General features: G+C 67.2%; 23 protein-coding genes and 4 tRNA genes. 19 read left to right on the forward strand and 8 right to left on the reverse strand.

Going from position 1 to position 26,685, the window contains the following annotated elements; translation table 11 throughout:
* Positions 1-24 precede the first annotated feature (24 nt).
* From cysM to C995_RS0110370, 10 genes are all read left to right on the forward strand, one after another.
* The gene (cysM, locus tag C995_RS0110325) at positions 25-936 is read left to right on the forward strand and encodes a cysteine synthase CysM (protein ID WP_018864867.1); all 912 of its coding nucleotides are present in this window, start codon (positions 25-27) and stop codon (positions 934-936) included.
* Positions 933-1,739, forward strand: a complete 807-nt coding sequence (locus C995_RS0110330; RefSeq protein ID WP_018864868.1) for a 3'-5' exonuclease — start codon at positions 933-935, stop codon at positions 1,737-1,739. Before cysM ends, C995_RS0110330 begins: the two co-directional genes overlap by 4 nt.
* Positions 1,739-3,079: a 23S rRNA (uracil(1939)-C(5))-methyltransferase RlmD gene (rlmD, locus tag C995_RS0110335; RefSeq protein WP_018864869.1), complete on the forward strand. Its 1,341-nt coding sequence runs from the start codon at positions 1,739-1,741 to the stop codon at positions 3,077-3,079. Before C995_RS0110330 ends, rlmD begins: the two co-directional genes overlap by 1 nt.
* A gap of 35 nt (positions 3,080-3,114) precedes the next feature.
* Positions 3,115-3,753 carry a MotA/TolQ/ExbB proton channel family protein gene (locus C995_RS0110340; protein WP_018864870.1) on the forward strand — a complete coding sequence of 213 codons (639 nt, stop codon included), beginning with the start codon at positions 3,115-3,117 and terminating at the stop codon, positions 3,751-3,753.
* Complete coding sequence (locus tag C995_RS0110345; RefSeq protein WP_018864871.1) at positions 3,750-4,178, forward strand: biopolymer transporter ExbD; 429 nt, start codon at positions 3,750-3,752, stop codon at positions 4,176-4,178. The genes C995_RS0110340 and C995_RS0110345 overlap by 4 nt, the downstream gene beginning before the upstream one ends.
* A 35-nt stretch (positions 4,179-4,213) precedes the next feature.
* Complete coding sequence (locus C995_RS0110350) at positions 4,214-5,353, forward strand: glycosyltransferase N-terminal domain-containing protein (protein WP_018864872.1); 1,140 nt, start codon at positions 4,214-4,216, stop codon at positions 5,351-5,353.
* A 2-nt stretch (positions 5,354-5,355) separates the two neighbouring features.
* Positions 5,356-6,381 (forward strand): tetraacyldisaccharide 4'-kinase, encoded by a 1,026-nt coding sequence (lpxK, locus tag C995_RS0110355; RefSeq protein ID WP_018864873.1) that lies wholly within the window; start codon positions 5,356-5,358, stop codon positions 6,379-6,381.
* Between the two features lie 29 nt (positions 6,382-6,410).
* Complete coding sequence (locus C995_RS0110360; protein ID WP_018864874.1) at positions 6,411-6,605, forward strand: Trm112 family protein; 195 nt, start codon at positions 6,411-6,413, stop codon at positions 6,603-6,605.
* 6 nt (positions 6,606-6,611) lie between these two features.
* Positions 6,612-7,379 (forward strand): 3-deoxy-manno-octulosonate cytidylyltransferase, encoded by a 768-nt coding sequence (kdsB, locus tag C995_RS0110365; RefSeq protein ID WP_018864875.1) that lies wholly within the window; start codon positions 6,612-6,614, stop codon positions 7,377-7,379.
* Between the two features lie 138 nt (positions 7,380-7,517).
* Positions 7,518-9,416 (forward strand): SurA N-terminal domain-containing protein, encoded by a 1,899-nt coding sequence (locus C995_RS0110370; protein ID WP_018864876.1) that lies wholly within the window; start codon positions 7,518-7,520, stop codon positions 9,414-9,416.
* A 117-nt stretch (positions 9,417-9,533) separates the two neighbouring features.
* On the opposite strand, the gene C995_RS0110375 is transcribed toward C995_RS0110370, so the two are convergent.
* Positions 9,534-10,340, reverse strand: a complete 807-nt coding sequence (locus C995_RS0110375) for an enoyl-ACP reductase (protein ID WP_018864877.1) — start codon at positions 10,338-10,340, stop codon at positions 9,534-9,536.
* A gap of 498 nt (positions 10,341-10,838) precedes the next feature.
* Between C995_RS0110375 and C995_RS0110380 the strand changes: the two genes are divergently transcribed.
* From C995_RS0110380 to C995_RS0110395, 4 genes are read left to right on the forward strand one after another with little or no spacing between them, the layout of a single operon-like run.
* Complete coding sequence (locus tag C995_RS0110380) at positions 10,839-12,698, forward strand: peptide-binding protein (RefSeq protein WP_018864878.1); 1,860 nt, start codon at positions 10,839-10,841, stop codon at positions 12,696-12,698.
* Positions 12,699-12,731: 33 nt separating this feature from the next.
* On the forward strand, positions 12,732-14,111 hold the full coding sequence (locus tag C995_RS0110385) for an ABC transporter permease (RefSeq protein WP_018864879.1): 1,380 nt from the start codon (positions 12,732-12,734) through the stop codon (positions 14,109-14,111).
* Positions 14,104-15,357 carry an ABC transporter permease gene (locus tag C995_RS0110390; RefSeq protein WP_018864880.1) on the forward strand — a complete coding sequence of 418 codons (1,254 nt, stop codon included), beginning with the start codon at positions 14,104-14,106 and terminating at the stop codon, positions 15,355-15,357. Before C995_RS0110385 ends, C995_RS0110390 begins: the two co-directional genes overlap by 8 nt.
* 3 nt (positions 15,358-15,360) lie before the next feature.
* Entirely contained in the window at positions 15,361-16,980 is a 1,620-nt protein-coding gene (locus C995_RS0110395; protein WP_018864881.1) for an ABC transporter ATP-binding protein, read from the forward strand.
* A 10-nt stretch (positions 16,981-16,990) separates the two neighbouring features.
* Here C995_RS0110395 and folD read toward each other — a convergent pair whose 3' ends face one another.
* Complete coding sequence (folD, locus tag C995_RS0110400) at positions 16,991-17,854, reverse strand: bifunctional methylenetetrahydrofolate dehydrogenase/methenyltetrahydrofolate cyclohydrolase FolD (protein WP_018860488.1); 864 nt, start codon at positions 17,852-17,854, stop codon at positions 16,991-16,993.
* Positions 17,855-17,945: 91 nt separating this feature from the next.
* The gene (locus C995_RS0110410; protein ID WP_018864882.1) at positions 17,946-18,821 is read right to left on the reverse strand and encodes a diguanylate cyclase; all 876 of its coding nucleotides are present in this window, start codon (positions 18,819-18,821) and stop codon (positions 17,946-17,948) included.
* Between the two features lie 167 nt (positions 18,822-18,988).
* Between C995_RS0110410 and C995_RS0110415 the strand changes: the two genes are divergently transcribed.
* The 5 genes from C995_RS0110415 to C995_RS0110435 all read left to right on the forward strand — a co-directional run bounded on the left by C995_RS0110415 (position 18,989) and on the right by C995_RS0110435 (position 21,737).
* Positions 18,989-19,065: transfer RNA gene (locus C995_RS0110415), tRNA-Pro, on the forward strand.
* A gap of 68 nt (positions 19,066-19,133) precedes the next feature.
* Positions 19,134-19,210, forward strand: a tRNA-Arg gene (locus C995_RS0110420).
* A gap of 39 nt (positions 19,211-19,249) precedes the next feature.
* Positions 19,250-19,325 (forward strand) — tRNA-His (locus C995_RS0110425).
* Between the two features lie 14 nt (positions 19,326-19,339).
* A tRNA-Lys gene (locus tag C995_RS0110430) sits at positions 19,340-19,415 on the forward strand.
* A 318-nt stretch (positions 19,416-19,733) separates the two neighbouring features.
* Positions 19,734-21,737, forward strand: coding sequence for a nucleoside-diphosphate sugar epimerase/dehydratase (locus tag C995_RS0110435; protein ID WP_018864883.1), 2,004 nt, complete (start codon positions 19,734-19,736; stop codon positions 21,735-21,737).
* 62 nt (positions 21,738-21,799) lie between these two features.
* On the opposite strand, the gene C995_RS0110440 is transcribed toward C995_RS0110435, so the two are convergent.
* The 5 genes from C995_RS0110440 to C995_RS0110460 form a co-directional block, all read right to left on the reverse strand.
* A complete protein-coding gene (locus C995_RS0110440; protein WP_018864884.1) occupies positions 21,800-22,807 on the reverse strand; it encodes a glycosyltransferase family 4 protein in 1,008 nt (335 codons plus the stop codon).
* Positions 22,808-22,925: 118 nt separating this feature from the next.
* Positions 22,926-23,894, reverse strand: a complete 969-nt coding sequence (locus C995_RS0110445; RefSeq protein ID WP_018864885.1) for a D-2-hydroxyacid dehydrogenase — start codon at positions 23,892-23,894, stop codon at positions 22,926-22,928.
* Positions 23,885-24,736: an aldolase/citrate lyase family protein gene (locus tag C995_RS0110450; protein WP_018864886.1), complete on the reverse strand. Its 852-nt coding sequence runs from the start codon at positions 24,734-24,736 to the stop codon at positions 23,885-23,887. The genes C995_RS0110445 and C995_RS0110450 overlap by 10 nt, the downstream gene beginning before the upstream one ends.
* Positions 24,733-25,383 carry a sugar transferase gene (locus tag C995_RS0110455; RefSeq protein WP_018864887.1) on the reverse strand — a complete coding sequence of 217 codons (651 nt, stop codon included), beginning with the start codon at positions 25,381-25,383 and terminating at the stop codon, positions 24,733-24,735. The genes C995_RS0110450 and C995_RS0110455 overlap by 4 nt, the downstream gene beginning before the upstream one ends.
* On the reverse strand, positions 25,380-26,594 hold the full coding sequence (locus tag C995_RS0110460; RefSeq protein ID WP_026279067.1) for a glycosyltransferase family 4 protein: 1,215 nt from the start codon (positions 26,592-26,594) through the stop codon (positions 25,380-25,382). Before C995_RS0110460 ends, C995_RS0110455 begins: the two co-directional genes overlap by 4 nt.
* Between the last annotated feature and the right edge of the window lie 91 nt (positions 26,595-26,685).

Here is a 26,685-nt window from a genome sequence, read left to right on the forward strand (position 1 = left end):
GCCCGGTCGTTATACTCTGCGCGCATGAAGAAACGTCTGCACCCGGAATCCTTCCCGACCCTCGAGCACTTTGTCGGCAACACGCCGCTGGTGCGCCTGCAGCGCATGGCGGCGGACCTGCCGTCCACGGTGCTGGTGAAGCTCGAGGGCAACAATCCCGCCGGTTCGGTCAAGGACCGGCCCGCGCTGAACATGATCCAGGCGGCCGAGCGCCGTGGGGACATCCAGCCCGGCGACACCCTGATCGAGGCGACCAGCGGCAATACCGGTATCGCGCTGGCGATGGTCGCGGCGATGAAGGGCTATCGCATGATCCTGGTGATGCCGGACAACATGTCCGCCGAGCGCCGCGCCTCGATGAAGGCCTTTGGCGCCGAGCTGGTGCTGGTCTCGCGCGAGGAGAGCATGGAAGGCGCGCGCGATCTGGCCGACCGCATGGAGGCCGAGGGCAAGGGCCGGGTGCTGAACCAGTTCGGCAACCCGGACAACCCGGACGCCCACTACATCGGCACCGGCCCGGAGATCTGGCGCGACACCGAGGGCACGGTAACCCACTTCGTCTCGGCCATGGGGACCACCGGCACCATCATGGGCGTGTCGCGCTATCTGAAGGAGCGCGACCCCAGTGTGCAGATCGTCGGCGTGCAGCCCACCGAGGGATCGTCCATCCCCGGCATCCGGCGCTGGCCGGAGGCGTACCTGCCGACCATCTTCGAGGCCTCGCGGGTCGATCAGACCGTGGACGTGACCCAGACGGAGGCCGAGGACACCATGCGCCGGCTGGCCGCCGAGGAGGGCATCTTCGCCGGGGTGTCGTCCGGTGGTTCCGTGGCCGCGGCCCTGAAGCTGGCGGCTGCGACCGAGGGCGGCACCTTCGTCGCGATCATCTGTGACCGCGGCGACCGCTACATTTCCACCGGCGTGTTTCCCGCATGAGTGCCCCGCTCCTGATCTTCGATCTCGAGACCGTCCCCGACATCGACGGCGCCCGGCGCCTGCACGACTTCGACGGCCTGAGCGATCACGAGGTGGCCGAGGCGCTGTTCGCCCTGCGCCGCGCGCAGGCCGGCACGGAATTCCTGAAGCACCCGCTGCACCGCATCGTCTCCATCGGCGTGCTCTACCAGGGGGGCGACGCGCTGAAACTCTCCGCCTTCGGGCGCGAGGGCGAGGACGGCCAGGCGCCGACCGAGGCCGAGCTGCTGCGCCAGTTCTTCGACGTGATCGACAAGCGCACGCCGCAGCTGGTCAGCTGGAACGGCGGCGGCTTCGACCTGCCGGTGCTGCACTACCGCGCACTGGTCAACGGCGTACAGGCCCCGCGCTACTGGGAGCAGGGCGACGACGACCGCGAGTTTCGCTACAACAACTACCTGTCGCGCTTCCACTGGCGCCATGTGGACCTGATGGACGTGCTGGCCGGGTTCCAGGGGCGCGCGGTCACCAGCCTCGACATGATGGCGAGCCTGCTCGGCTTCCCCGGCAAGCTGGGCATGGACGGCTCGCAGGTCTGGCCGGCCTGGCGTGATGGCCGGCAGGCCGAGATCCACGACTATGTGGAGCACGACGTGCTGAACACCTATCTGGTCTGGCTGCGCTTCGAGTACATGCGCGGCAACCTGACCGACACAGCCCTGGCCAGCCGCCAGCAGCAGCTGGCCGAATACCTGGAGGCCAGCGGTGCCGCCCACCACCGGGAATTCCTCGACGCCTGGCAGTCGGCCGGCCGCACGGACTGATGGCACGCATTGACAAGACCCCGTTCGAGGCCACCATCGAGGAGGTCACGCTGGATGGCCAGGGCGTGATCCGCCGCGATGGCAAGGCCTGCTTCATCCATGGGGCGCTGAAGGGCGAGCGGGTAATGGCCGTGCAGACCGGGCGCAAGCGGCGCTTCGACAGTGCCGAGGTGGTCGAGGTGCTGGAGGCCGCGCCGGGTCGGGTGGAGCCGCCCTGCGAGTTCTTCGGCCTGTGTGGCGGCTGCAAGCTACAGCACGCGTCGATCGAGACCCAGCGCGCGATCAAGGAGCAGGCCCTGTTCGATGCCCTCGAGCGCATCGGCCACGTGACCCCCGAGGCCCGTTTCGAGCCGCTGACCGACACCACCCTCGGCTACCGGCGCACCGCGCGGCTGGGGGCGAAGTACGTGCCCAAGAAGGGCGGGGTACTGGTCGGCTTTCGCGAGCGCGGCAGCCCGTATCTGGCCGAGATGACCCACTGCGAGGTGCTGCACCCGGCCGTGGGGCAGCGCATCCGGGACCTGCGCGAGCTGATCGGTGGCCTCGAGGCGCGCGACCGCCTGCCGCAGATCGAGGTGGCGGTGGATGATGACGAGCGTGTGGCGCTGATCTTCCGCAACCTGGATCCGCTGTCGGAGGCGGACAGCGCCCGGCTGTCCGACTGGGCGGAGGCCGAGGGCATTCAGGTGTATCTGCAGCCTGGCGGCCCGGAGACGGTGGAACCGCTGGCCGGGCCGATCGAGCCGCTGGTCTATCGCCATCCGGACTACGGCGTGTCGGTCCCGTTCATGCCCACGGACTTCATCCAGGTGCATGCCGGGATCAACCGCAAGATGGTCCCGCAGGCGCTGGCCGCGCTGGACCTGCAGCCCGGCCAGCGGGTGCTGGATCTGTTCTGCGGGCTGGGCAATTTCACCCTGCCGCTGGCACGCAGCGTGACGAACGGCGAGGTGGCCGGCGAAGTGGTGGGCGTTGAGGTGGACGACGCGATGCTGGCACGGGCGCGCGCCAATGCCCGCGACCAGGGCATTGCCAACACCCGCTACGAACGCGCCGACCTGGACGACGTGGACGCGCTTAAAGATGCCGGCTGGCTGGGCGAGCGCCATGACCGCGTGCTGCTGGACCCGCCGCGCACCGGCGCGGCCGCGGTGATCGAGGCGCTGGCGCCGCAGCGCATCGAGCGCATGGTCTATGTTTCCTGCAACCCGGCCACGCTCGCCCGTGACGCCGAGCGCCTGGTGCATCATCATGGCTATCGCCTGGAGCGGGCCGGGATCATGGACATGTTCCCGCATACCGCCCATGTGGAATCCATGGCCGTGTTCCGGCGCGACTGACGCGCCGGCCCGACGAGCCAAGAGGGAGAGACCGAATGCTGGAGATCGTACAGGCGGGCGGCTGGCTGATGCTGCCGATCCTGCTGTGTTCCGTACTCGCAGTGGCCATTGTGCTGGAACGCCTGTGGACGCTGCGGCGCTCGCGCGTGGTCCCGCCGCGCCTGCTCGGCACGATCTGGGAGCAGATGCGCATGCAGGGGCTGACTCTGGAGGACATCCAGCGCATCCGGGGGGGCTCGCCTCTGGGCGCCGTGCTGGCTGCCGGCCTGGCGACCCATGACCGCGCGCGCCAGATCACCCAGGAGAGCATCGAGGAGGCCGGCCGCCGGGTGGCGCACGAACTCGAGCGCTACATGAATACACTGGGCACCATCGCGATGATCACTCCGCTGCTGGGCCTGCTGGGGACCGTGGTCGGGATGATCGAGGTCTTCACCGTAATCACCGAGATCGGTGTCGGCAGCCCGCGCGATCTGGCCGGGGGCATTTCCCAGGCCCTGATCACCACCGCCACCGGCATCGGCGTGGCGATCCCGGCGCTGGCCTTCCACCGCTATTTCCGGGGCCGTATCGACGAACTGGTGCTGGAGATGGAGCAGGAAGCGACCAAGCTGGTCGAGGTGATCCACGGCGAGCGCGGAACGGGCAGCACCGAAATCGAGGCCACGGCGTGAACTTCCGCAGGAAGACCCGCCAGGAAGAGCCCGGCGTCAATCTGACGCCGCTGATCGATGTCGTCTTCCTGCTGCTGATCTTCTTCATGGTCTCGACCACCTTCGATCAGCACGCGGACATCGAACTGACCCTGCCCTCGGCCGACCGTGAGGCGGAGGCGGTCGAGCGGGCCTGGCTGGATATCGTGGTGGATGCCGACGGCAACTACTTCGTCAACGGCCAGGAGCTGGTCAACCGTCGCGCCGAGACCCTGGAGCGCGTGCTGTCCGAGGCGCGCGAGGGCCGCGAGGACGACCCCGTGCTGATCCGTGCCGACGCCAATGCGTCGCATCAGTCGGTGGTGCGCGCGCTGGACGTGGTCGGGCGCCTGGGCATTACCTCGGTCTCGATCGCGACCCTGGGCGAGCGCGGCGACGATGACTGAGGGCCCGCGCGAACATGCCGCCTCCGGGGCTGCGCATGGGGGATGAGGCAGCGGGCTACGGTGATCGCCCGCTGCCGGTCTGGCGTGCCGTCTGGCGCGACTATCGCCAGGGCAACGGTGCACGGGCCCGGGCGCGCCGCGGCTTTCTGAGCGCGCCCGCCGAGCGCGGGCGCCTGGTCTGGATCAAGGCCGGTGGCACCCCCGAGGATGTGCGTCTGGGTATCGAGCTTCTGGGCGCGGTGCGCGACAAGCGCCACGACGTGCGCATCGTGCTGACCTTCGAGCAGGACTATCCCGAGCTGTTCGAGCGCCACATGCAGCCGTTCAGGAAGGTCGGGGTGGGCTACGGCCCGTGCGATCGCCCGCGCGTGGTGCGCCGTGTCCTGGATCGCTTCCAGCCCCACGGTATCCTCCTGGCCGGAGGCCATGCCCCGCGCAGCCTGCTGGCACAGGCCCGGTGCCCGGTGATCGCAGTTAATACGCGCCCCCCGCAGTGGCAACCCGCGCGGCCAGTGGAGCAGTGCTGGCCCCTGGACGCACCGACGAGCTGGGGCGAGGGTGCGGCGACCGATGTCCTGGCGGCTGCCGACCCTCAGGCCCGTTTTGTCGAGGCCCAGGCGGACGTGGTCCTGCGCGCCCTGGTCGGCGGGGAGGTGCAGCGGCTGTGGTGGTGGCATGGACGTGACGACCAGTGGACCGCATGGCGCGCGGCCTGGGAGGCATCCGGCATGGGGGCGACCGATATCCTGCTGGCCAGTCGCCGGGGCGGGGCGGCGGCGACCGCGCGCGATCTCCCGGGGGCCGGGCTGCGGGTCTCGGACTGGGATCGATCGGCACTGGCGCCGGGGACCGTCCTGCATCTGGATGACCGGCGCTGGTTTGCGGCCGCGGCCAGCGCCGCGCATGCGGTACACCTGGCCGCGCCCGACCGTCAGGCCCTCTGGCAGGGGCTTGCGGGGGGCGCGGCCGTGAGTCTGGGAGAGGTGCCGGCCGCCGAGGTGCCATGCCCGGTGCTGGAGGGTGCGTCCGCCGTGCTGGAGGCCTGGGCGCGTCTGCGTGACGACCCCGCCTCCCGGCGCCAGCAGGGCGATGCGGCCCGACGGCGCTTCTGGGAGGAGCGCCGTCAGGTGGATACTAATTTCGATGCCGTGCTGCGGCGGGTCTGGGACTGGTAGCCATGGGCCGGTTCAAGGCGTGGCTGGGTGCCCGAATCTGGGATCAGTGGTGCCAGCGCGGGCCGTTCGCGGCGGCGATGTATCCGCTGTCGCTGGCCTATGCCGGGCTTGTCGAGTGGAATCGCCACCGGCTGGAGCAGGCAAGGCGGGGCATCACGATCCCGGCCAAGGCCGTGATCGTGGTCGGTAACCTGACTGTCGGTGGCAGTGGCAAGACCCCGATGACGATATGGCTGGCGAAGCGGCTGGCGGATGCCGGGTATCGGCCGGGGATCGTCAGCCGGGGCTACGGCGGGCGCGGGGATGTCTCGGGGATTCGGGTGACACCGCTTTCCGACCCCGTGGTGGTCGGAGACGAACCCCTGCTGATCGCACAGCGCACCGGGGTCCCGGTACAGGTCGACCGCGATCGGGTGCGTGGGGCGCGGGCGCTGACCGACCAGGGTGTGGACGTGGTCATCGCCGACGACGGGATGCAGCATCACCGGCTGCCGCGTGACATCACCATCCTGATGATCGACGGCAAGCGCCGGCTGGGCAACGGTCTGTGCCTGCCCTCCGGGCCGTTGCGCGAGCCCCGGTCGGCGCGCGAGCGGGCGGATTTCGTGCTGGTGACCGGGGGCGAGCCCGGGCCTGGCGAGTTTTCGATGGAGCTGGTACCGGCCAGTCGCCTGCAGCGCGTGGATGGATATGGCGAGGGCTACAAGCCGCATCGCTTTGCCCGTCGCGATGCCCATGCGGTCGCCGGTATTGCCGACCCGGAGCGCTTCTTCCGCATGCTCGAGGCGGCCCAGATCGACATTATCCGGCACCCGTTTCCGGACCACCACCGCTTTCGTCCGCACCAGATTCGCTTCGATGACGGTCTGCCGGTTCTGATGACCGAGAAGGATGCCGTAAAATGCCGGACGTTCGCGCAGGAGAATCACTGGTACTGGCCGATTGCGGCCCGCGTGCCGTCTACCTTCGAGTCGGCTTTGCTGGCCCGTCTGGAAACGGTCGCCCGAATCAAGAAGGCGCTGATCTGACCGCGTCGCAACTACTATTGGGGTATTAAATGGACAAGCGTCTGCTCGATATTCTCGTCTGCCCGGTGACCAAGGGCCCGCTCAAGTACGACCGCGAGAACCAGGAGCTGATCTCGGTCTCCGCGGGTCTGGCCTACCCGATCCGCGACGACATTCCGGTGATGCTGGAGGACGAGGCCCGCGTGCTGTCGGACGAGGAGAAGGAGCGCTGGCGCGACGCCTGACTTTCCATGGCTGCCTTCCATGTCGTGATCCCGTCCCGGATGGCCTCCAGCCGGCTGCCGGGCAAGCCTCTGGCTGCGGTCGCCGGACGGCCCTTGATCGCGCATGCGATCGCCCGGGCCAAGGAGAGCCGGGCCACACGGGTAGTCGTGGCAGCGGACGACCAGCGCATCCTTGATGTCGCGCGCCAGTGCGGGGTCGAGGCGTTTGCCACCGATGCCGGTCTGCCCTCCGGTACCGACCGCATCGCGGCGGTGGCGGCCGCCGAGGGCTGGGGCGACGAATCCATCGTGGTCAATCTGCAGGGCGACGAACCGCTGACCCCGGGGCCGCTGCTGGATGATCTGGCCCGCCTGCTGGCCGACACGCCGGAAGCAGACATGGCGACCTTCGGCGTACCGATCCGGCGCCCCGAGGACCTGGCGGACCCGAACCAGGTCAAGCTGGTCACCGATGCGTCGGGGCGCGCCCTGTATTTCTCGCGCGCCCCGATCCCCTGGGATCGCGAGGCCCATCGGGAAGGCCGCGCCCCGGCGCTGGATCAGGCGACCCGGCATCTGGGCGTCTATGCCTATCGCGCCGGTTTCCTGCGCCGCATGAGTGCCGAGCCACCCGCCAGCCTGGAACGGCTCGAACAGCTGGAACAGCTGCGGGCCCTGGCCATGGGCGCCTGGATCCAGGTCGGGCGCCGCCACGAGGCCCACCCCCCGGGGGTCGATACGCCGGAGGACCTCGACCGGGTGGATGCACTGCTCTCTGGGCGGACTCGCGTTTAGCGCTGACCTCGCCCTCGCTACCCCGATTTCTCTGGGTTGACGGAGACTTGGGGCGCTGCTCCTGCTACCATCAACTGTTGATTTTGAAACCCCCGGGCACCGAGCGCCGGGGCGACCCCGGAGCACGCAGAGACCACCATGCTGCAAGCAATTCGCGACCGGGCGAGCGGTTGGCTCGCCTATGTGATCATTGGCCTGATTACCATTCCCTTCGCCGTCTGGGGGCTTGGGGAATACTTCGGTGGTGCGGCGCCGCGGGTGGCGGCCGAGGTGAACGGCAGCGAGATCCAGGTGCGCGACGTGCACAGCGAGGCGCGTGCCCAGCGGGACCAGATGGCCCGCATGTTCGGGGGTCAGATTCCGGATGATCTGCTTGACGAGGAAGGCATTCGCATGCAGGCGCTGGAGACCCTGATCCGCCAGGAGCTGTTGCGCCAGGCGGCTGACTCGGCGGGCTTCAAGGCCGCCCCAGACAGCATCATGCGCGAGATTCGCGGCATGCAGGTATTTCAGGAAGCGGGGCAATTCAGTCGCGAGCGCTATGTCCAGCTGCTCAGCGCCCAGCGCATGAGCCCGTCGGACTTCGAACGGGACATTGGCCAGTCCATCATTCTGTCGCAGCTTCAGGGTGGCATTCAGGCGACCGGCTTCGCGGCGGACGCGATGGTGGACGACTATGGTCGGCTGCGCAATCAGACGCGGGTCGCCAGCTGGCGCATCGTCCCGGTCGATGACTTCGATCAGCCGGACGTGGTCGACGACGAGGCAATCGAGGCCTATTACGAGGCCAATCAGGACGAGTTCACGACCGAGGAACGGGTACGCATCAGCTATCTGCAGCTGGACCCCGAGGCGCTGGAAGACGCGGTGGATGTTTCCGAGGAAGACATCCGCCAGCATTACGAGGTGAACCGCAGTCGTTACGAAGAGCCGGAGCTGCGCGAAGTACGTCAGATCCGGATTCAGGACACTGGCGAGGAAGGCGAGGCGAAGATCAACGAACTGCGTGATCGTCTGGACGACGGGGAGGATTTTGCGGAGCTGGCGGAAGAGTACTCCGAGGACCGCCTCAGCGCCGACCGTGGCGGCAGCCTGGGAGAGATTGCCCGGGGGGATCTGGATCGCACGCTCGAAACCGTCATCTTCACGCTCCCCGAGGGTTTGATCAGCCGTCCGGTGCGCACTGATCGGGGCTGGTTCATCCTCGAGGTAACCTCGATTGAGGAGGCCCGCCCGCAACCGTTTGAGGACGTGCGGGACGAGGTCGAGCGCGACCTGCGCGACCGCAGCGCCGAACAGATGCAGATCGACGCCCTGGATGACCTGATGGGTCAGGCCGCCGAGTACCCGGACAGTCTGGAACCCGCGGCCGAGGCCACCCGCCTGGAGGTCCAGACCAGCGACTGGTTCACTCGCGGTTCCGGCGATGGCATCGCCCAGCACCGTTCGATCCGCAATGCTGCCTTCGATCCCCGTGTGCTGGAGGATGGCCAGAACAGCGAGGCGATCGATCTGCAGGATGGTTCGACCGTGGTGCTGCGGATCGACGAGCACGAGCCGTCCGATGTGCGGCCGCTGGCAGAGGTCGAGGACGAGATTCGCGAGCGCCTGCGGCGCGAGGCGGCCGCCGACGCCGCGCGCGAAGCGGGCGAGGAGCTCGTTGCCCGTCTTCGCGAGGCCGACGACTGGGCGGCCGCCATCGAGGACGAGGAGGCCTGGCAGATGGAGCGCGAGGTGCGAAGGGATTCGCCGGTGGATGGCGACAACGGCGTGCCCGGTGGGTTGCAGCAGCACCTGTTCCGTCTGCCAGCCCCAGTCGAGGATGCGGTCGAGATCAGCGGTACTCAACTGGGGAGTGGCGATTACGCCATCGCGATCCTGCACGAGGTTCGGCTCGACGATGAGGCGGACGAGACGATGCGTCAGCAGGCCCGCGAACTGATGCATAACGCCTATTCCAGCGCCGAGTTCCGCGCCTATCTCGCCTGGCTGGAATCCGAGGCGGATATCAAGCGTTATCCGGAGAACCTGGACTAGCTGCATCCGCTGGGCGGTTCCGGTGAACCGTCTAACGAAAAAAGGCCCGGTCCGCAAATGCGGGCCGGGCCTTTTTCATGCCTCTACTCTCCCCGTGAACGGGGAGGGCGTGAAGACCTAGCTGTCCTTGTCGAGTCCGATCTCGGCGGCGCCCAGGCCGACGGTATTGTAGCCCGAGTCGACGTACATCACCTCGCCGGTGATGCCGGCGGCCAGGTCGGAACAGAGGAAGGCGCCGGCATTGCCGACCTGTTCGGTGGTCACGTTGCGGCGCAGCGGCGCGTTGGCCTCGACATGGTCGAGGATGCGCTTGAACTCGCCGATGCCCGACGCGGCCAGCGTGCGGATTGGACCGGCGGAGATCGCATTCACGCGTGTGGTTTCCGGCCCCAGGGTGTAGGCGAGATAGCGGACGTTGGCTTCGAGGCTGGCCTTGGCCAGCCCCATCACGTTGTAGTTGGGCATCGATCGCTCGGCCCCGAGGTAGCTCAGGGTGAGGATCGACGCGTCGCGGTCCTTCATCATGCCGCGACCGGCCTTGGCCAGCGCCGCGAGGCTGTAGGAACTGACATCATGGGCAATACGGAAGCCGTCGCGGGTCATGTTGTCGAGGAAGTCGCCGTCCAGTTGCTCCTTCGGGGCAAAGGCGACCGAGTGCACCAGGATATCGACGCCGTCCCAGTAGTCGTCCAGACGCTCGAAGACCTGTTCGATCTCGCGGTCGTCCTCGACGTTGCAGGGCACGAGGATGTCGGAGTCGAAGTCGGCGACCAGTTTTTCCACGCGGTCGCGCAGCCGTTCGTTCTGATAGGTGAACGCGAGCTCGGCGCCTTCGCGATGCATCGCCGAGGCAATGCCGTAGGCGATGGAGCGGTTACTGGCCACGCCGACAATCAGCGCGCGCTTGCCCTTCAGAAAACCCATGTGAATCTCCTTGAATCTGGTTCGTGCCGGCGCCCTTGAAAAGGACCGCCCCGTGGCGGCCGGACCAGGCGGGAACCCGGTGCCGACGCGACTGTCTCGGGATCATACCGATGTGCCGCGGGTCGGGCCAGCAAGGGGAACACTGACCAATGTACACGCTCGCTGCTTCGTCGCTTTTGCGTGCGAACAAGGCGCGGTGACTGCCGTGCAGTCATTCTGCACAAGGGAGCCGCAACGCAGTTCCCACGCAAAAGCGTCCGAGCCCCTAGGGGTTGGCACCCCAGGTTCCCCGATCCTGCGTTGCGCCGCTTGCGGGTAGAACCACTACCCGTGGTCTCGGAAAACCTGGGGTGCCAACGCGAGTGTGTACATTGGTCAGTGTTCCCCTGGACCCGGTGAGACCGACTGGCGGGATTGCTATAGTGCACTGAGTGCGGTCCGCGCCGGCCATCCGCGAGGCGAATGCGGACGGCGGTGCCATGTGAGAGTGGAGGCCTTGTGAGTCGTCATTTTGGTTGGATCGTCACCCTGATCGTGCTGGGCATCCTGCTGTTGCTGGTCATGGTGCAGGTGGACCGCCAGTGGCAGCGCATGGCGACCATGCAGAGCATGATGAGCGAGCAGGCGCGCGACCTGCGCGCGCTCCGCCGCAGTCTGCAGAGTCTGGAATCGGATCTGGCCGAGGGGCGTTTTGCGACCGGCGAGGGCGAGCGCGCACCGCGGGTCACGGAAGTGCCCTCGGCGTTCGGGCGAGCGGCCGAGGCCGCGGGACGTGAGGACTACGCGGAGGGTGACTGGCTGGTACAGGCCTTTGGTACGGGGCTGTCGACGATCACGCCGTATGTCTCCGCCGACGCCTACGCCTCCGAGGTCCAGAACTACGTGCTGGAATCGCTGGTGCAGCGCGACCCGGAGACGCTGGAGTGGCAGGGCCTGCTGGCGGCCTCCTGGGACTTCGATGATTCCGGCCAGGAGCTGACCTTCCAGTTGCGCTCCGGCCTGCAGTTCTCCGATGGCGAACCGCTGACCGCAGAGGACGTGGAGTTCACCTTCAACTTCCTGATGACGGACGAGATCGCGGTGCCGCGCGCGCGGGCCTTCCTGGAGAAGGTCGAGAAGGTGGAGGCAGTGGACGAGCGCACCGTCGTTTTCACTTTCGAGGAGCCGTACTTCGATGCCCTGCGAGTCGCGGGTGGCCTGGATGTCCTCCCGAAGCATTTCTACGAGCGCTACCTCGACGAGCCCGAGACCTTCAACGAGTCACGCGGGATCCTGCTGGGTTCCGGCCCCTACCGGCTCGAGGACCCGACCGGCTGGACGCCGGATGCCGGGCGGATCGAGCTGGAGCGCAATCCGCGCTACTGGGGGCCGGTGGAGCCCTCGTTCGACCGGCTCGTCTGGCGCGTGATCCAGAATGACTCGGCCCGCCTGACAACCTTTCGCAACCGCGATATCGATGTCTACGGGGCCCGGCCGCGCGAATATGCCCGGCTGCGCGATGACGAGGCCCTGCGCGAGCGGGCGGATACCCACGAGTACATGAGCCCCACCGCCGGCTATTCCTACATCGGGTGGAACCAGAAGCGCAATGGCGAGCCGACCCGTTTCGCCGATCCCCGCGTGCGCAAGGCAATGAGCTATCTGACGGATGTCGATCGCCTGATCGAGCAGGTCATGCTGGGCTATGCCGAGCGCGCGATCAGTCCGTTCAGCCCGCGCAGCGACCAGCACAACCCCGAGCTCGAACACATCCCCTTCGATGTCGAGCGGGCGCTGGAGCTGCTGGCCGAGGCTGGCTACTCCGAGAAGAACCGGGACGGGGTGCTGGTCAACGAGGAGGGCGAGCCCTTCTCGTTCGACCTGGTGTACTTCCAGGACAACGAGGATACCCGCCGCATCGCGCTGTTCCTGCGCGATCTGTACGCGCGTGCCGGAGTCCATATGCGGCCGCAGCCAACCGAGTGGTCGGTGATGCTGGAGAAGATCAGCCGCCAGGACTTCGATGCCATCACCCTGGGCTGGACCAGTGGCGTGGAGGTGGACATCTACCAGATGTTCCACTCCAGCCAGACGGTTTCCGGCGGTGACAACTTCATCAACTACGAAAACCCCGAGCTGGATGCCATGATCGAGGCCGCGCGCGGCGAGGTGGACGAGGACAAGCGCATGGAACACTGGCGCGAGGCCGAGCGGATCCTGGTCGAGGATCAGCCGTATACCTTCCTGATGCGGCGCCAGACCCTCGCCTTCATCGACCGGCGTATCCAGAACCTGGAGCAGACGGCACTGGGGCTGAACCTCGGGTTTGTGCCGGTGGAGATCTACGTCCCGTTCGACCAGCAGCGGTACGGGCAGTAGCCGGGAGGCCAACGTAGAGATCCCGCGCACGCCATGCTGACCTACATCCTGCGCCGCCTGATGCTGATGGTGCCGACGCTGTTCGGCATCACGGTCGTGGTCTTTGCCGTGATGGCGGCCGCGCCCGGCGGCATCAGCGCGCTGACCCTGATCGAGGGGCAGGGCCTGGAGCCGCAGGCGCAAAAGGCGATGGAGGAGTACTACAACCGCCTCTATGGCCTGGACCAGCCGCCGCCGGTGCAGTACGGGCGCTGGCTGAACAATATCTCGCCGGTGGGCTTTGCCCAGGACGAGGATGGCTCGCTCACCGGCTGGCCAAAGCTGAAGGCCCCCAATCTCGGGACCAGTTTCCGTTTCGGCCGCCCGGTGGCGGATCTGATTGCTGAACGCCTGCCGATTACTCTGCTGTTGAATGTGCTGTCCATACCACTGATCTACATCGTGGCGGTGGCCGTCGGGGTGCGGGCGGCCACCCAGCAGGGACAGGCCTTCGATTCCCAGTCTGGCGTCGTATTGCTGGCCCTGTGGTCGGTCCCGACGATGCTGGCCGGGGTCCTGCTGATTGGCTTTTTTGCCTCCGACCAGTTCTGGCAATGGTTCCCGACTGGAGGACTGAGCCAGCGCGCGGCGCTGGATATGACCTTCCTGCCTACGGTGGAGGTGGCCTGGGCCATACCGCTGCTGCTGGTGCTGCCGTTTCTGGGGGCGGCGCTGGGCCTTTACCTGGCGCGCTATCTGCCCGCGCTGATCCGGGGTGGACTGGGTGCGGCGATCGGGGCCTTCTGCGGCTGGCTGATGTTCAGTGACCTGGCCCCGGCGGGCTGGATCAGCACGACGGTTGCCATGGGGATCGGCCTGGTGCTGGGCTGGCTGATGGCGCACAGCGACTGGGGCGTGCTGCGCGGTTTCTACCTGGGCACGGTGGGGCTGGGGGCGGGGCTCGCACTGGCGCTGGGCCTCGCGCCTGGCAGCATGGTCCCGGGCTTCCTGCTCGACCGCGCCTGGCACCTGGTGCTGCCGGTGCTGTGCCTGTCCTACGGTGGGCTCGCCTTCCTGGCCAAGCTCTCACGTTCGTCCGTGCTGGAGAACCTGAACTCGGACTATGCGCGCACCGCGCGTGCCAAGGGTGTGCCCGACCACGAGGTGCTGTGGCGTCATGTGTTCCGCAACAGCCTGCTGCCGCTGATCACGGTCTCGGCGACGTTGTTGCCGTCACTGCTGGCCGGTTCGGTGATCGTGGAGGCGATCTTCTCCATCGACGGGATGGGCAAGCTCGCGGTGGAGGCGGTGCAGACCCGCGATCGCGAGCTGGTGCTGTCGATCACCCTGATCTCCGGCGTGCTGACCCTGGTTGGCTATCTGCTGGCGGATCTGGCCTATGCCATTGTCGACCCGCGGGTGAGTTATGACTGAGTCGGTGCAGCAGGGCGAGGGCCGTCGCAGCCGTTCCTGGGCACGCCGCGTGGTCGGCGAAGTGCTGCTGCGCTGGGGGGCGCGGCTGGGGATTGGCTGGATCGCGCTGCTGACGCTGGTGGCGATCCTGGCGCCCGTGCTGGCCAGCTCGCATCCGCTGCTGGTGCAGACGGCGGACGGCTGGTCCATGCCGTTTCTGCGCTACCTGACCGCGGCGGATGTCACGCTGTTCGGGATGCTGGTGCTGGCCGGCGTGTTCTGGCTGCTGCCCGGCCGGCCCTGGCGGCGCTTTGTGCTCTGGGGGGTGCTGAGTGCGATCCTGGGCGCGGTGGCCTGGCAGACGGTCTCGCCCCCCTCACTGGTGATCTACGAGCAGTACCGCGAGGCCGAGGTGCAGGGCGAGTACCAGACCGTGATCCGCGCGCCGATCCCGTATTCGCCGCGCGACTACCTGCGCGACTATGCGGATACCGGGCTCGAGGCCCCGCGCGAGGCCCCCGACCGCGTGCACTGGTTCGGTACCGACGACAATGGCGCGGATGCCCTTTCGCGCATGATCCATGCCTCGCGCATCGCCCTGTCCATCGGCTTCATCGCCACCGGGATCGCACTGGGGATCGGGGTGATCCTGGGCGGGTTGATGGGCTATTTCTCGGGAATCGTGGACATCATCGGCATGCGCCTGGTGGAGATCTTCGAGGCCATCCCGACGCTGTTCCTGCTGCTGACCTTTGTCGCCTTCTTCGGGCGATCGCTGTACCTGATGATGCTGATCATCGGCCTGACGTCGTGGTCCGGCTATGCGCGCTATGTGCGCGCGGAGTTCCTGCGCCTGCGCCAGCAGGACTTCGTGCAGGGGGCGATCGCCTCCGGGCTGTCGCTGCCCTCGATCCTGTTCCGCCACATGCTGCCGAACGGGATCGCGCCGATCCTGGTGGCGGCCAGCTTTGGCGTGGCCTCCGCGATCCTCGCCGAGGCCACGCTGTCGTTCCTGGGCCTGGGGCTGGTGGACGAGCCCTCCTGGGGGCAGATGCTGAACCAGGCGGTGCAGAGCTCGACCTTCAATTGGTGGATGGCGGCCTTCCCGGGGGGCGCGATCTTCCTGACCGTGTTTGCCTACAACCTGATTGGCGAGGCCCTGCGCGATGCGGTGGACCCGCACTCGCGCTCGGCCGCCAAGGCGGCCAGCCATGCCGCGCCGGCCCGGCCGGCCGCCTCGGGTGCCACCAGCGGGGGGGTGCGCTAGGCCATGCTCGAGGTGCGCAACCTCCGCATTCGCCATCGCGACAGCGAGGCGCCGCTGGTCGAGGACATCAGCTTCTCGATCCGCGCAGGCGAGCTGTTCGCGCTGGTGGGCGAGTCGGGGTCCGGCAAGTCGATCACCGCGCTGGCGATCATGCGGCTGCTGGACGGGGGCTTCGAGCCTTCCACGGGCGAGGTCTGGCTGGCCGGGCACGGCACTCGCCAGGAACTGCTGGGCTTGCCGGACCGCGTGATGCAGCAGGTGCGCGGCGATCGGGTGGGCATGATCTTCCAGGAACCGATGACCTCGCTGAACCCGGTGCTGACCGTGGGCGACCAGATCGACGAGGTCCTGCGCCTGCACCGTCCGCAGATGACCCCGGCCGAGCGCGAGGCCCGGGTGCTTGAAGTGCTGCGCGAGGTCCAGCTTCCGAACCCGGAGCAGCGCCGCGACGAGTACCCGCACAAGCTTTCGGGGGGGCAGCGCCAGCGCGTGATGATCGCGATGGCGCTGGTGGCGGAGCCGGATCTACTGATCGCCGACGAGCCGACCACCGCCCTGGACGTGACGATCCAGGCCGAGATCCTGAGGCTGATCGATCATCTGCGCGAGAAGAACGGCATGGCCGTGCTCTTGATCACCCACGACTTCGGGGTGGTCGCCTCGGTGGCCGACCGTGTCGCGGTGATGCACAAGGGCCGGCTGGTGGAACAGGGCGAGTGCCACCCGCTGCTGCGCGACCCGCAGGATGCGTATACGCGCAAGCTGATCGGAGCGTTGCCGGAGAATCTGCCCGCATTGCCCGCTGTGCCCGGGGCCGGTCGCGAGACGCTGCTGGACGTGCGGGACCTGCAGGTGCACTTCCCCGTGCTCAAGGGCCTGATGCGCCGGCAGGTGGATGTTGTGCGTGCAGTGGACGGTGTGTCGTTTCAGCTCGAAAACGGCGAGGTGCTGGCGGTCGTGGGGGAGTCCGGTTGCGGCAAGACCACGCTGGGCCGTGCGATCCTGCGCCTGATCGAACCCACCGGCGGCGAGATCCGCTATCGCGACCAGCCACTGACCGGGATGCCGCGCAAGCCCTTGCGGCGCCTGCGGCGTCATTTGCAGGTGGTGTTCCAGGACCCGGCCTCGTCGCTGAACCCGCGCCTGAATGTGATGACCCTGCTGACCGAACCCATGGCCGTCCACGGGATCGGCGAGGATCAGGAAGACCGCATCGAACGCGCCCGGGCGACCCTGGATCAGGTCGCGCTGCCGCCGGACACGCTGTGGCGCTATCCCCACGAATTCTCGGGCGGCCAGCGTCAACGTATCGGCATCGCCCGCGCGCTGGTGCTGGATCCGGATGTGATCATCTGCGACGAGGTGACCAGTGCGCTGGATGTCTCGGTGCAGGCGGAGGTCCTGCAGATCCTCGGACGGCTGCGGGTCGACCGCCGCCTGGCGCTGATCTTCATCACCCACGACATGGGCGTGGTCGAGTATTTCTCCGACCGCATGCTGGTGATGCACGACGGCCGCATGGAGGAGATCGGCAACACCGCCGAGGTGCTGGCCAATCCGCGCGCCGACTACACCCGGCACCTGCTGGACGCGGTCCCCCGGGTCTCGCGCTATGTGCAGTAACCTCCCCCGGCTAGCTTGCCTCGTGGGTGCCGAAGGCGCGGGCGCGCAGGGTGTTGTCCAGTAGCATCGCCACGGTCATCGGCCCGACCCCGCCGGGCACCGGCGTAATCCAGTCGGCCTTTTCCGCGGCTGCATCGAACTCCACATCACCGCAAAGGGTGCCGTCCTCGCGGCGGTTGATGCCAATGTCGATCACCGTGGCCCCGGGCTTGACCCAGTCGCCCTTGACCAGGCCCGGCTTGCCGGCCGCCGCGATCAGGATGTCGGACTGGCGCGCGATACCCGCGGTATCCGGCGTGAAGCGGTGGCAGATGGTCGGGGTCGCGCCGGCCAGCAGGAGTTCCAGCGCCATCGGGCGGCCCACGATATTGGAGGCGCCGATCACGCAGGCGGTGCGGCCCTTGAACGGTTCGTCCAGGTGGCGCAGCAGCTGGATCACGCCCCAGGGGGTGCAGGGACGCAGGCGCGGGATCCGGGCGACGAGCCGGCCGACGTTGTAGGGGTGGAACCCGTCGACGTCCTTGGCGGGCGAGATGCGCTCGATCACCGTCTCCGGATCGATATGGCTGGGCAGGGGGAGCTGCACCAGGATGCCGTCGATGGTGCGGTCGGCATTGAGCTGGTCGATCAGGGCCAGCAGATCGGTCTGCGGGGTGCCCGAGGGCAGATCATAGGAGTGCGAGACCACGCCCACCTGCTCGCAGGCCTTGCGCTTGTTGCGCACATAGACCTGGGAGGCCGGATCGGACCCGACCAGCACCACGGCCAGACCCGGCGGACGCAGGTCGCGGGCGGTCATGGATTCGATCTCGGTGGCGATGCGGGCGCGATGGGTCTGGGCAATCGCGCGGCCGTCGATGAGCTGGGCGGTCATGGGAGGCTCTGTCTCGGAAACTGGCCGCGATCATCCCATGCGCGCGGGAGCGCCTCAAGCCGGGCCGGTTGCGTACCGCCTCGGAGCGGCCTCAGCCGACCGCCGTGAGACTCGAACGATCGTTGCCCGCCTCGCAGCGATTGCGGCCGCCGGCCTTGGCGCGATAGAGGGCGTCGTCCGCCCGCTGGATCAGGAAATCCGCATCGTCACGTGAGTCGGGTTCGAGGTCGAGACTGGCGACCCCGACCGAGACCGTCACGTAGAGTTCATCCGGGGCGCAGGGCGGTACATGCTCGTGGCCCTTGAGCCCAATCGGGGTCTGAGCGATCTCGCCGCGCAGCTTTTCGGCCAGCTGCAGCGCAGAGTCCAGATCGGTGTGCGGAGTGATGATCACGAATTCCTCGCCACCAAAGCGCGCGGCCAGGTCTACGCGGCGCAGGTTCTGCTGCAGGCGCAGGGCGATCGACTGGAGGATGTAGTCACCCGCCAGGTGCCCCAGGCGGTCGTTGATCCCCTTGAACGCGTCGATGTCCAGCATGACCACCGACAGCGGCTGGCCATAGCGCCGCGAGCGGGCGACTTCCTCGTCCAGGCGGCGGTCCATGTGGCGGCGGTTGAACAGACCGGTCAGGGGGTCGGTGATGGACTCGTGTTCCAGTCGGGTGATGCGGCGGATGCTCTCCACCGAGCTGTAGGTCAGGCGCACGACGGTGCAGACGAAACAGCCCCCCAGCAGGAAGATGATCGGTACCAGCAGGTCGGGGACCGAGTGGTACAGGCCCCAGTTCAGCGGGATGAAGCCGAGATAGCCCAGGATGAAGACCGGGATTAGCAGGAACATCAACAGCCACCCGGTGCGCACGCGGCTTTCCGGGAGCTCGCGCAACAGACGGGCGAGGTTCCACTGGGCATAGACCAGGCCTGCTGCGCCCAGCACGATGGCCCCGTTGGCGACCCAGTTGAGCATGTCCCTGTCCGTGTCCCCCGCCCGCAATCCCCGCTTGCGTACCTGCAACGTAGCACGAAACATGCACAAAAGAATAACGTCTAGAACCCCTTGTACCTTGACCGCCGGCGGTGGCAGCGCTACCATCCTGCGCTCGCTGTGTAGGCCCTTTTGCGGGGACGGCTCGACGGGGTATAGCGCAGTCTGGTAGCGCGCCTGCTTTGGGAGCAGGATGTCGGGGGTTCGAATCCCTCTACCCCGACCACCCCTCCCGGCCAATGGTTTGCAGGCAGGCTCGAGATCAGGCGTGGCACCTCGACGTTCGGCGGTAACGCGCTCGTAGCTCAACCGGATAGAGCATCGGCCTTCTAAGCCGACGGTTGCAGGTTCGAGTCCTGCCGGGCGCGCCAGAGCCGCCCTGTGGCAGTTGCCTGGACAGTGACACGGTGGTGACCGTAGCTCAGTTGGTAGAGTCCCGGATTGTGACTCCGGTTGTCGTGGGTTCGAGTCCCATCGGTCACCCCATCCCCTTTTCCCGGGGGCCGTTAGCTCAATTGGTAGAGCAGTGGACTCTTAATCCATTGGTTGTAGGTTCGATTCCTACACGGCCCACCATCTCCTTGCATCACCTGTCGCGTGTGATCCGGCCTTTGCCTGCTGTTGGCGGTCACGCCTGTGCAGTCTGGCTGCGCTGGGCTGTGCCCATATCTCGGGTGGGTGTGACGGGACTCGGTCAACCTTTTTCTCTGACCTTGCAGCGATCTGCCGACAGCGTGATGGTGCCCTCAGTCGTTCGTCTGACAGCGTGATTTTCCCCCCAATTAGCCTCCGATCGAGGTGCTAGCCTTCCCCCAACGTTCGTGGTGCCAGGCGAGCCAGCAGGTTCAGCGAGTGCACCGCGCCCGGTTGCTGATACATGGGAGGCCCTAAACGATGGCGGTACTGGATCGTAGTCTGGAGAACCTGCTGCGATTGCCGCGCGGCAAGAAGCAGGGATTGATGGTGCTGACGGATCTCGTGATGCTGCCGCTGGCATTGTGGCTGGCCTTTGTGATCCGTAGCGGGCAGCCGGTGCCACCCATGATGGTCGAGGCCTGGTGGCTGTTTGCCCTGGTCCCGGCGGTTGGCGTGCTGGTGTTCGTTCGCCTCGGCCTTTACCGAACCGTCGTACGCTTCATGGGGGCGCGGGCGATCCGCTCGGTGATTGTCGGGGTCTGTGCACTCTCGTTGATGATCTGGGCCTCCGCCGAGCTGACGCAGACGCCCGGTTTCTTCGGGGCGGTCGCGGTGAACTTCGCGCTGCTGGCATTTGCCCTGGTCGCGGCGGGCCGTTTTCTGGTGCGCAGCTGGTACCAGGCCGTATCCGACGCGCGTTCTGGTAGCGAACGCGTGGTCGTCTTCGGTGCCGGCGAGGCGGGCGTCCAGCTGGCATCCGGCCTGCAGTCCAGCGGCCGCTTCCGGGTGATGGCCTTCATCGACGAGGACCCGGCGGTCCAGGGCCGCTCGATTGACGACATCCCGGTTTGTGGCCGGGAGGCCCTGGGTACGCTGGTGGAGCAGTGCGGCGTGCGCCGGGTATTGCTGGCGGTGCCGTCGGCGAGTCGGGCCGATCGCCGGCGCATCCTCGAATGGCTGGAGCCCTATCCGCTGCATGTGCAGTCGGTGCCCTCGCTGGAGGCGGTCGTCTCGGGCCAGGCCCCGCTGGATCAACTGGAGGATCTGGATGTCGCCGACCTGCTTGGCCGTGACCCGGTGCCGCCCAACGAGGCCCTGCTCGCGCGGAGCATCCGTGGACGCGTAGTGATGGTCACCGGTGCCGGCGGGTCCATCGGTTCGGAGCTGTGCCGCCGCATCCTCAGTCTCGAACCGGCCGCCCTGGTGCTGTTCGAACGTAACGAGTTCGCGCTCTACCGGATCGAGCAGGAGATCATGCAGCGCCGGTCGTCCATGCAGGCGGGCGTCGAGGTCCACGCCGTGCTGGGATCGGTCGCCAACCAGGCGCGTGTGGAAGAGGTCCTGCAACAGTATGGGGTGCAGACGCTTTATCACGCGGCCGCCTACAAGCATGTGCCGCTGGTCGAGGGCAATCTGCTGGAGGGCCTGCGCAACAATACCCTGGGTACCGCCGTGGTGGCCGACGCGGCGATCGCGGCCGGCGTCGAGCGCTTTATCCTGGTGAGCACGGACAAGGCCGTGCGACCCACGAATGTGATGGGCGCAAGCAAGCGCCTGGCCGAGATGGTCCTGCAGGACCGTGCTCGCCACCAGAACTCAACCGTGTTCAGCATGGTGCGGTTCGGCAACGTCCTGGGTTCTTCCGGATCCGTCGTACCCCTGTTCCACCGCCAGATCCGCGAAGGCGGGCCAGTTACGGTGACCCACCCGGAGATTACCCGCTATTTCATGTCGATCCCGGAGGCGGCCGAGCTGGTGATCCAGGCCGGGGCGATGGCACAGGGGGGCGAGGTCTATGTGCTCGACATGGGCGAGCCCGTGCGCATCATCGACCTGGCGCGGCGCATGATCCGTCTGCACGGCCATCAGGTCCGCGAGGACGACTCCCCTGACGGAGAAGGAATTGCCATTACCTGTACCGGGCTGCGCCCCGGCGAGAAGCTCTACGAGGAGCTGTTGATCGGGGATAACGTGGAAGAGACCCCGCACAGCAAGATCATGCGTGCGCGCGAAACCTGCGTTGAGCCGGAGGTTCTCGCTCAGGCGCTGCGTACACTGGAAAAGTCCGACCGCGAACGCAATGTCCAAACGGCGTTCGAGGTGTTGCGCAAGGTTGTCGATGGTTACGAGCCGGGTCGGAAGGAAGAGACCGAGCACAGCGCCCCGATACCGACCACTCGTCCACGTCCGGTTCCTGCCCCTACGGTACGCCCGGCGGCGGTCGCCTATGCACGGGTGACCGATTCGGTTCCACGCTACTAGGAAACGCGAAGTCCTCTGGAGGGGTGCCTGTGGTGATCCGGGTTTCCTCCGCGAAACCCGGATCAGTCGTGTCCGGCACGCAGGGCAATCGCCAGCAGGAGCAGGGGCAGGTAGCCGATCAGGATGCCGGCAGCCCCTGGCAACTGGTTGGTGACCACCAGGGTTGCGATCGGGAGTAGCCAGAGCAGGTTGATCGCGGCGACACCCAGTGCCACCGGGACATGCGACCCGAACCGATGGGCAGCGTGCTGGTAGGCATGGCTGCGATGGGCCTCGTAGACCCTCATGCCCCGGAAAAGGCGTACCGCCAGTGTCGTGGTGGCATCGACAATGAACACCCCCAGCAGGATCAGCCAGGCGGCCAGGAAGTTGGTGTCGATCCCCGCCGCGTGCAGCGAAAGCAGCCCCAGCAACAACCCGAGCGTGCCGCTTCCGACATCACCCATGAAGATCCGTGCCCGTGGAAAATTCCAGACGAGGAATCCCGCACTTGCCGCCGCCAGCAGCGCTGGCAGCCACCAGGCGTGCGTGTCCCCCCACCCAAAGAGCAGGCCGGCCATGGCCAGGCAGGTTGTGACCGCCTGAATGCCGGCCAGACCGTCGATCCCGTCCATGAAGTTGTACAGGTTGAGTAGCCAGACGATGTAGAAAAGCGCAAGCAGATGGCCGATCCAGCCGGCGTCGATCTGGACGCCGACAATCGCCACCGGCGGCAGTCCGCCGAGCCAGGCCAGACCCCATCCGGCGGCGAGAAAGTGCACCAGCAGTCGCCAGCGCGCGGCCAGGTGACCGTGGTCATCCAGCCAGCCAACCCAGGCGACGGTACCGGCTGCTCCGGTCAGGGCGACCGCAGTGGGGAGGTCGACCCAGCCGATCCAGGCGGACAGCAGGGTGCCGAGCAGGAATACCAGCACGATCGCCAGGCCGGCACCGCGCGGTGTGGGGGTCTGGTGCGAGCTGCGTGCGCCCGGGATGTCGACCAGCTGCTGCGCCAGGGCGTAGCGGCGAATCCAGCCCGTGATCACCACCACCAGCGCGAAGGCGGCCAGCAATCCGATGGTCTCGATCACGAAAGGCGTCCCCCCATGGGTCCCGGGTAGCGGCCTGGGGAGGCATCTGGATCGATGTCTCCCCAGGGCCGGATGCCGCGCATTGTGGGGGAAGCAGGGGTGGGACTCCAGTGTCTGGCTAGTATCCGGCGACGGGGTCGACCGGTGTGACCGGGGCCTCGCCCCGCGCCATTGCGCGGGCATTGCGGATGAAGATCTCCAGCGCACGTTCCATGTAGTGTGGCGAGGTGCCCGAGACATGGGGCGTGACGAGGACGTTGTCCCGGTTCCACAGCGGCGATTCCGCGGGCAGAGGCTGCTGCTCGAAGACGTCCACCGCCGCACCGCGCAGTCGCCCGGCATCCAGTGCCCGGACCAGCGCCTGCTGATCCACAACGCCACCGCGCGAGATGTCGACCAGCACGGCACCCGGTTTGAGCAACTGGAACTGGTCTTCGCTGACCCGATGCCGGGTGTCCTGGGTGAGCGGCAGGCAGACGATCAGGTCGTCCACCTCCGGCAGGCGGTCCTCCACGGCATCCAGGGCGATGACCTCGTCGGCGCAGTCATGGGCGCGCGGGTTGCGCTGGACCCCGATCACGCGCATGTCGAAGGCGCGCGCCCGGCGCGCCACCTGGGTCCCGATATGACCCATTCCGAGCACCATGGCGGTGCGACCGGTCAGTTCCCCGAGCCAGCAGCGCTCCCAGCGCTTTTCACGGCCTTGCGCGTTGAAGCGGTCGAAGTGCTTGGCGAAATAGAGCATGGCGCCGATTGCATACTCGCTCATCGGGGCGCCATGGACGCCACTGCTCTTGGTCATCAGCAGGCCATCCTTGGGGAAGGGCATTTCCCAGATTTTCTCCACCCCGGCGGACAGAAAATGGACCCAGCCATAACGCGAAAGCCGGCCGAGAGCCTCGGGCAGCCAGGGCAGGGTGGGGGCGATCACCGCATCGACCGCGAGTCCCTCGGGGATGGCCTCGGGCTGACCGGCGAAGGTCAGTGTGGTGCCGGGCAACGCCTGCTGCAGGCGGGCCTCGATCGTGTCCTGCTGCTTCTCCAGGACTTCCGGTTTTTGCAGGAACAGGGTGTGGCTTACGCGCATGCACGGCTCCGGTTGTGCATGCGGGCCGCCAGCCGGAAGATGCGGCTGCGGACCTGATCGCGGTTCTCCAGCAGCGCTTCCGGGGGGGCTGTGCGAAACTGCTGTTCCGTGGCCCGCAGCCGCTCCAGCTCGCGGCGCAGGCGCGCCGTCCCGGTGGCCGGATCTTCCTGAGTGACCACCTCGCGGAAGGCGCGCGAGAGAATCACCCATTCGGAGCCAAGGCGCACATGTTCGCCCAGGATGGACTCCGCGGGGATCTCGCCCTTGCCCACCGCGCCGATGCCCCCGAACCCGAATGCAACGCCTGCCTCGCGACACAGGGCGGCCGGCGTCTCCAGCATGCCGCCGGCCAGGGGCTCGAACAGGAAATCGAGTCCGGATGCCAGGCTGAGATCGTTCAAACCAATGTGGATCTGGTCCCGGGGTCCGAGCAGAGGGAGGTAGGACGGCAGCCGGGTCAGGGCCTGGGGCGTCTCGACCAGCAGGGTCACCGGAACGAGTTCGTCCACTGCGTCGAGGAAGTGCTGCACTTCGTCGAGGTGGGTAAACATGGGCAGCATCAGACGGTCGGCTCCGGCCTCGATCGCCTGGCGGGCTTCGGAGGGGGTTTGCGGCGCCGGCGGGTTGATACGCACCATCAGCTCCGCGGTCGTCAGCGCGCTGGCAATGCGTCGGACGTCGTCAAGCGTGTGCCGGGCCTTGTGGGTGTCCAGATGGCCCTGGCGTTCGGCTTTCCCTCGCGTCTCCATATCGACAAAGATGCGGGCGATTCCCGCTGCCTCGGCCTGACAGGCGACGTCGGCGGAGGCCGTGATGAACATGTGTTTCAGGGCCGAAGTCATTTCGTGTCCCCTTGCTGTCGGTTCCGCAACGAGTCGCGATAGGTACGCCAATTGATCCCGGCTTCGCCGTAGACCCCCTGGCCGGTGAGGACGACGTAAACGGTCTTCAGGATGAGCCCCAGGTCGTGCAGCAGGTTGTGCTGCGCGGCATATTCGGTGTCGGCCTCGAGCTGCTGGATCCATCCCAGGGTGCGGCGCCCGCGGACCTGAGCCAGGCCGGTCAGGCCGGGACGCACGGAAAACCGGGAGGCGTAGGAGGGGGGCACGACCTCCACCTGTTCCGGCAGGATCGGGCGAGGGCCGACCACGCTCATGTCGCCCCGCAGGATGTTCCAGAGCTGCGGCAATTCGTCGAGGCTGGTAGCCCTCAGCCAGCGGCCTGCCCGGGTGATGCGCGGGTCGACACCGGCACTGACGACCTGCTCCTGGTGCTGGTCGATCGAATCCGGGTCGCGATCCACCATGGTGCGGAACTTCAAGACCCGAAATGGCTGACCGTCCAGACCAATTCGTCGCTGACGGAAGAGGATCGGGCCGCGGCTGTCGAGGCGGATCGAAATGGCGATCAGCAGCAGCAACGGGGCCAGCACAAGCAGCGCCGCCGTGCTGGACAGGATGTCGAACAGGCGTTTGAGGGTGGCGTTCATGCGAGCTCCATCGATCGGAGAATGACGAGGTTCACCTGGCTCACTTCGTACTTCGCCTCCACCCGCTCGCGCGAGGACCTGGCCATGCGGGACAGCAGATCCGGATGGTCGACAAGGCGCTGCATGGCCTCTGCCAGGGGCGCGGAGGTGCGCGGCGGGACGAGAAAGCCGTTCTCGCCGTCGACGACGGTCTCGCGGCAGCCAGGGGCATCGGTGGTGATGATCGGCCGGCCCACGCTCATCGCCTCCAGTACAGAGCGTGGCGTGCCTTCCCGGTAGGAGGGCAGGACGAATACGGAGGCCTTCTGGAGCCAGGGGCGAACATCCGCGACGCCGCCAACGAATTCGACGATGCCTTCGCGCTTCCAGGCCTCGACCTGTTCTGCGGAGATCGTATGGGGCAGGTCCGGGTTATGGGGGCCGACCACCACGAAGCGGGCGTTGGGGTGTTGCGCGTGGACCTGGCGTGCGGCCTCCACGAACTCGAGGATTCCCTTCTCGGTGAGCAGGCGACCAACAAACAGAAAAAGGGGGTCGCCTTCGGGCAGAGGATGCTCGGCGAAGCGGTCCACGTCGACGCCGGAGCCGTTGATGCGCACGACCCGCTCGGCATCCGGCAGCACTCCGCGATCGAGGAAGTCCTGCAGGTCGTCCGGGTTCTGGAAGAACACGCGGTCACAGCGGGCCAGGGCCGTGCGATACAGGCTGGAGCTGATGGTGCGCAGGACACGCGTGCGCCACGATTCCGTGGTAAAGGCATGTCCGAGCCCTGTGATCATCGCGTAGACCCGCGGGACTCCGGCCCAGCGCGCCGCCAGGGAGCCGTACACCACCGGTTTGACGGTGTAGCTGAATACGGCCTCCGGCCGCAGGCGGCGCATCAGCTGCGTCAGGGCGAGGGTGGTGCGCAGGTCTTCGATCGGGTTGACACCGGTACGGCCCAGGTCGAAGGGGTAGATCGGGATACCCAGTTCCTCCACTTCGGGCAGGTAGTCCTTGCGCGGGACGGCGGCGGCCACCGATTGACCGCGGCGGCGTATCTCGCGGATCAGGTCCCCACGGTTGGCGATCAGTGAGCGGGCGTTGGCAGCCACGATCAGCAGATCGACGCCGCCATGCTCCTGAGCCTCGGTTTCCCTGGCGGTTCGTGTCGTGCCCGGGGCGTCCCCGCGCAGGGTTGTTGCGGCCCTGCGATGCTCGGTCTTCTCCATGTCCATTGCTCCTGTCTCCGAGAGGCACCGGCTGGCTCCAGTCGCGGTGGAGAGGCCTCTGGAAAGCCCTTGTGTATGGGTACAAAAGGTA

The sequence above is a fragment of the Thioalkalivibrio sp. ARh3 genome, from assembly GCF_000377265.1.
GTDB lineage: Bacteria > Pseudomonadota > Gammaproteobacteria > Ectothiorhodospirales > Ectothiorhodospiraceae > Thioalkalivibrio > Thioalkalivibrio thiocyanoxidans.

Coding starts and splice junctions, on each gene's coding strand:
- C995_RS0110350 (WP_018864872.1), top strand. CDS start 4,214: ATGGGGGATGAGGCAGCGGGCTACGGTGATCGCCCGCTGCCGGTCTGG.
- C995_RS0110450 (WP_018864886.1), bottom strand. CDS start 24,736: ATGACTTCGGCCCTGAAACACATGTTCATCACGGCCTCCGCCGACGTC.
- C995_RS0110370 (WP_018864876.1), top strand. CDS start 7,518: ATGCTGCAAGCAATTCGCGACCGGGCGAGCGGTTGGCTCGCCTATGTG.
- C995_RS0110460 (WP_026279067.1), bottom strand. CDS start 26,594: ATGGAGAAGACCGAGCATCGCAGGGCCGCAACAACCCTGCGCGGGGAC.
- kdsB (WP_018864875.1), top strand. CDS start 6,612: ATGGCTGCCTTCCATGTCGTGATCCCGTCCCGGATGGCCTCCAGCCGG.
- C995_RS0110340 (WP_018864870.1), top strand. CDS start 3,115: ATGCTGGAGATCGTACAGGCGGGCGGCTGGCTGATGCTGCCGATCCTG.
- C995_RS0110455 (WP_018864887.1), bottom strand. CDS start 25,383: ATGAACGCCACCCTCAAACGCCTGTTCGACATCCTGTCCAGCACGGCG.
- C995_RS0110360 (WP_018864874.1), top strand. CDS start 6,411: ATGGACAAGCGTCTGCTCGATATTCTCGTCTGCCCGGTGACCAAGGGC.
- C995_RS0110395 (WP_018864881.1), top strand. CDS start 15,361: ATGCTCGAGGTGCGCAACCTCCGCATTCGCCATCGCGACAGCGAGGCG.
- folD (WP_018860488.1), bottom strand. CDS start 17,854: ATGACCGCCCAGCTCATCGACGGCCGCGCGATTGCCCAGACCCATCGC.
- C995_RS0110390 (WP_018864880.1), top strand. CDS start 14,104: ATGACTGAGTCGGTGCAGCAGGGCGAGGGCCGTCGCAGCCGTTCCTGG.
- C995_RS0110445 (WP_018864885.1), bottom strand. CDS start 23,894: ATGCGCGTAAGCCACACCCTGTTCCTGCAAAAACCGGAAGTCCTGGAG.
- C995_RS0110410 (WP_018864882.1), bottom strand. CDS start 18,821: ATGCTCAACTGGGTCGCCAACGGGGCCATCGTGCTGGGCGCAGCAGGC.
- C995_RS0110385 (WP_018864879.1), top strand. CDS start 12,732: ATGCTGACCTACATCCTGCGCCGCCTGATGCTGATGGTGCCGACGCTG.
- lpxK (WP_018864873.1), top strand. CDS start 5,356: ATGGGCCGGTTCAAGGCGTGGCTGGGTGCCCGAATCTGGGATCAGTGG.
- rlmD (WP_018864869.1), top strand. CDS start 1,739: ATGGCACGCATTGACAAGACCCCGTTCGAGGCCACCATCGAGGAGGTC.
- C995_RS0110375 (WP_018864877.1), bottom strand. CDS start 10,340: ATGGGTTTTCTGAAGGGCAAGCGCGCGCTGATTGTCGGCGTGGCCAGT.
- C995_RS0110330 (WP_018864868.1), top strand. CDS start 933: ATGAGTGCCCCGCTCCTGATCTTCGATCTCGAGACCGTCCCCGACATC.
- cysM (WP_018864867.1), top strand. CDS start 25: ATGAAGAAACGTCTGCACCCGGAATCCTTCCCGACCCTCGAGCACTTT.
- C995_RS0110435 (WP_018864883.1), top strand. CDS start 19,734: ATGGCGGTACTGGATCGTAGTCTGGAGAACCTGCTGCGATTGCCGCGC.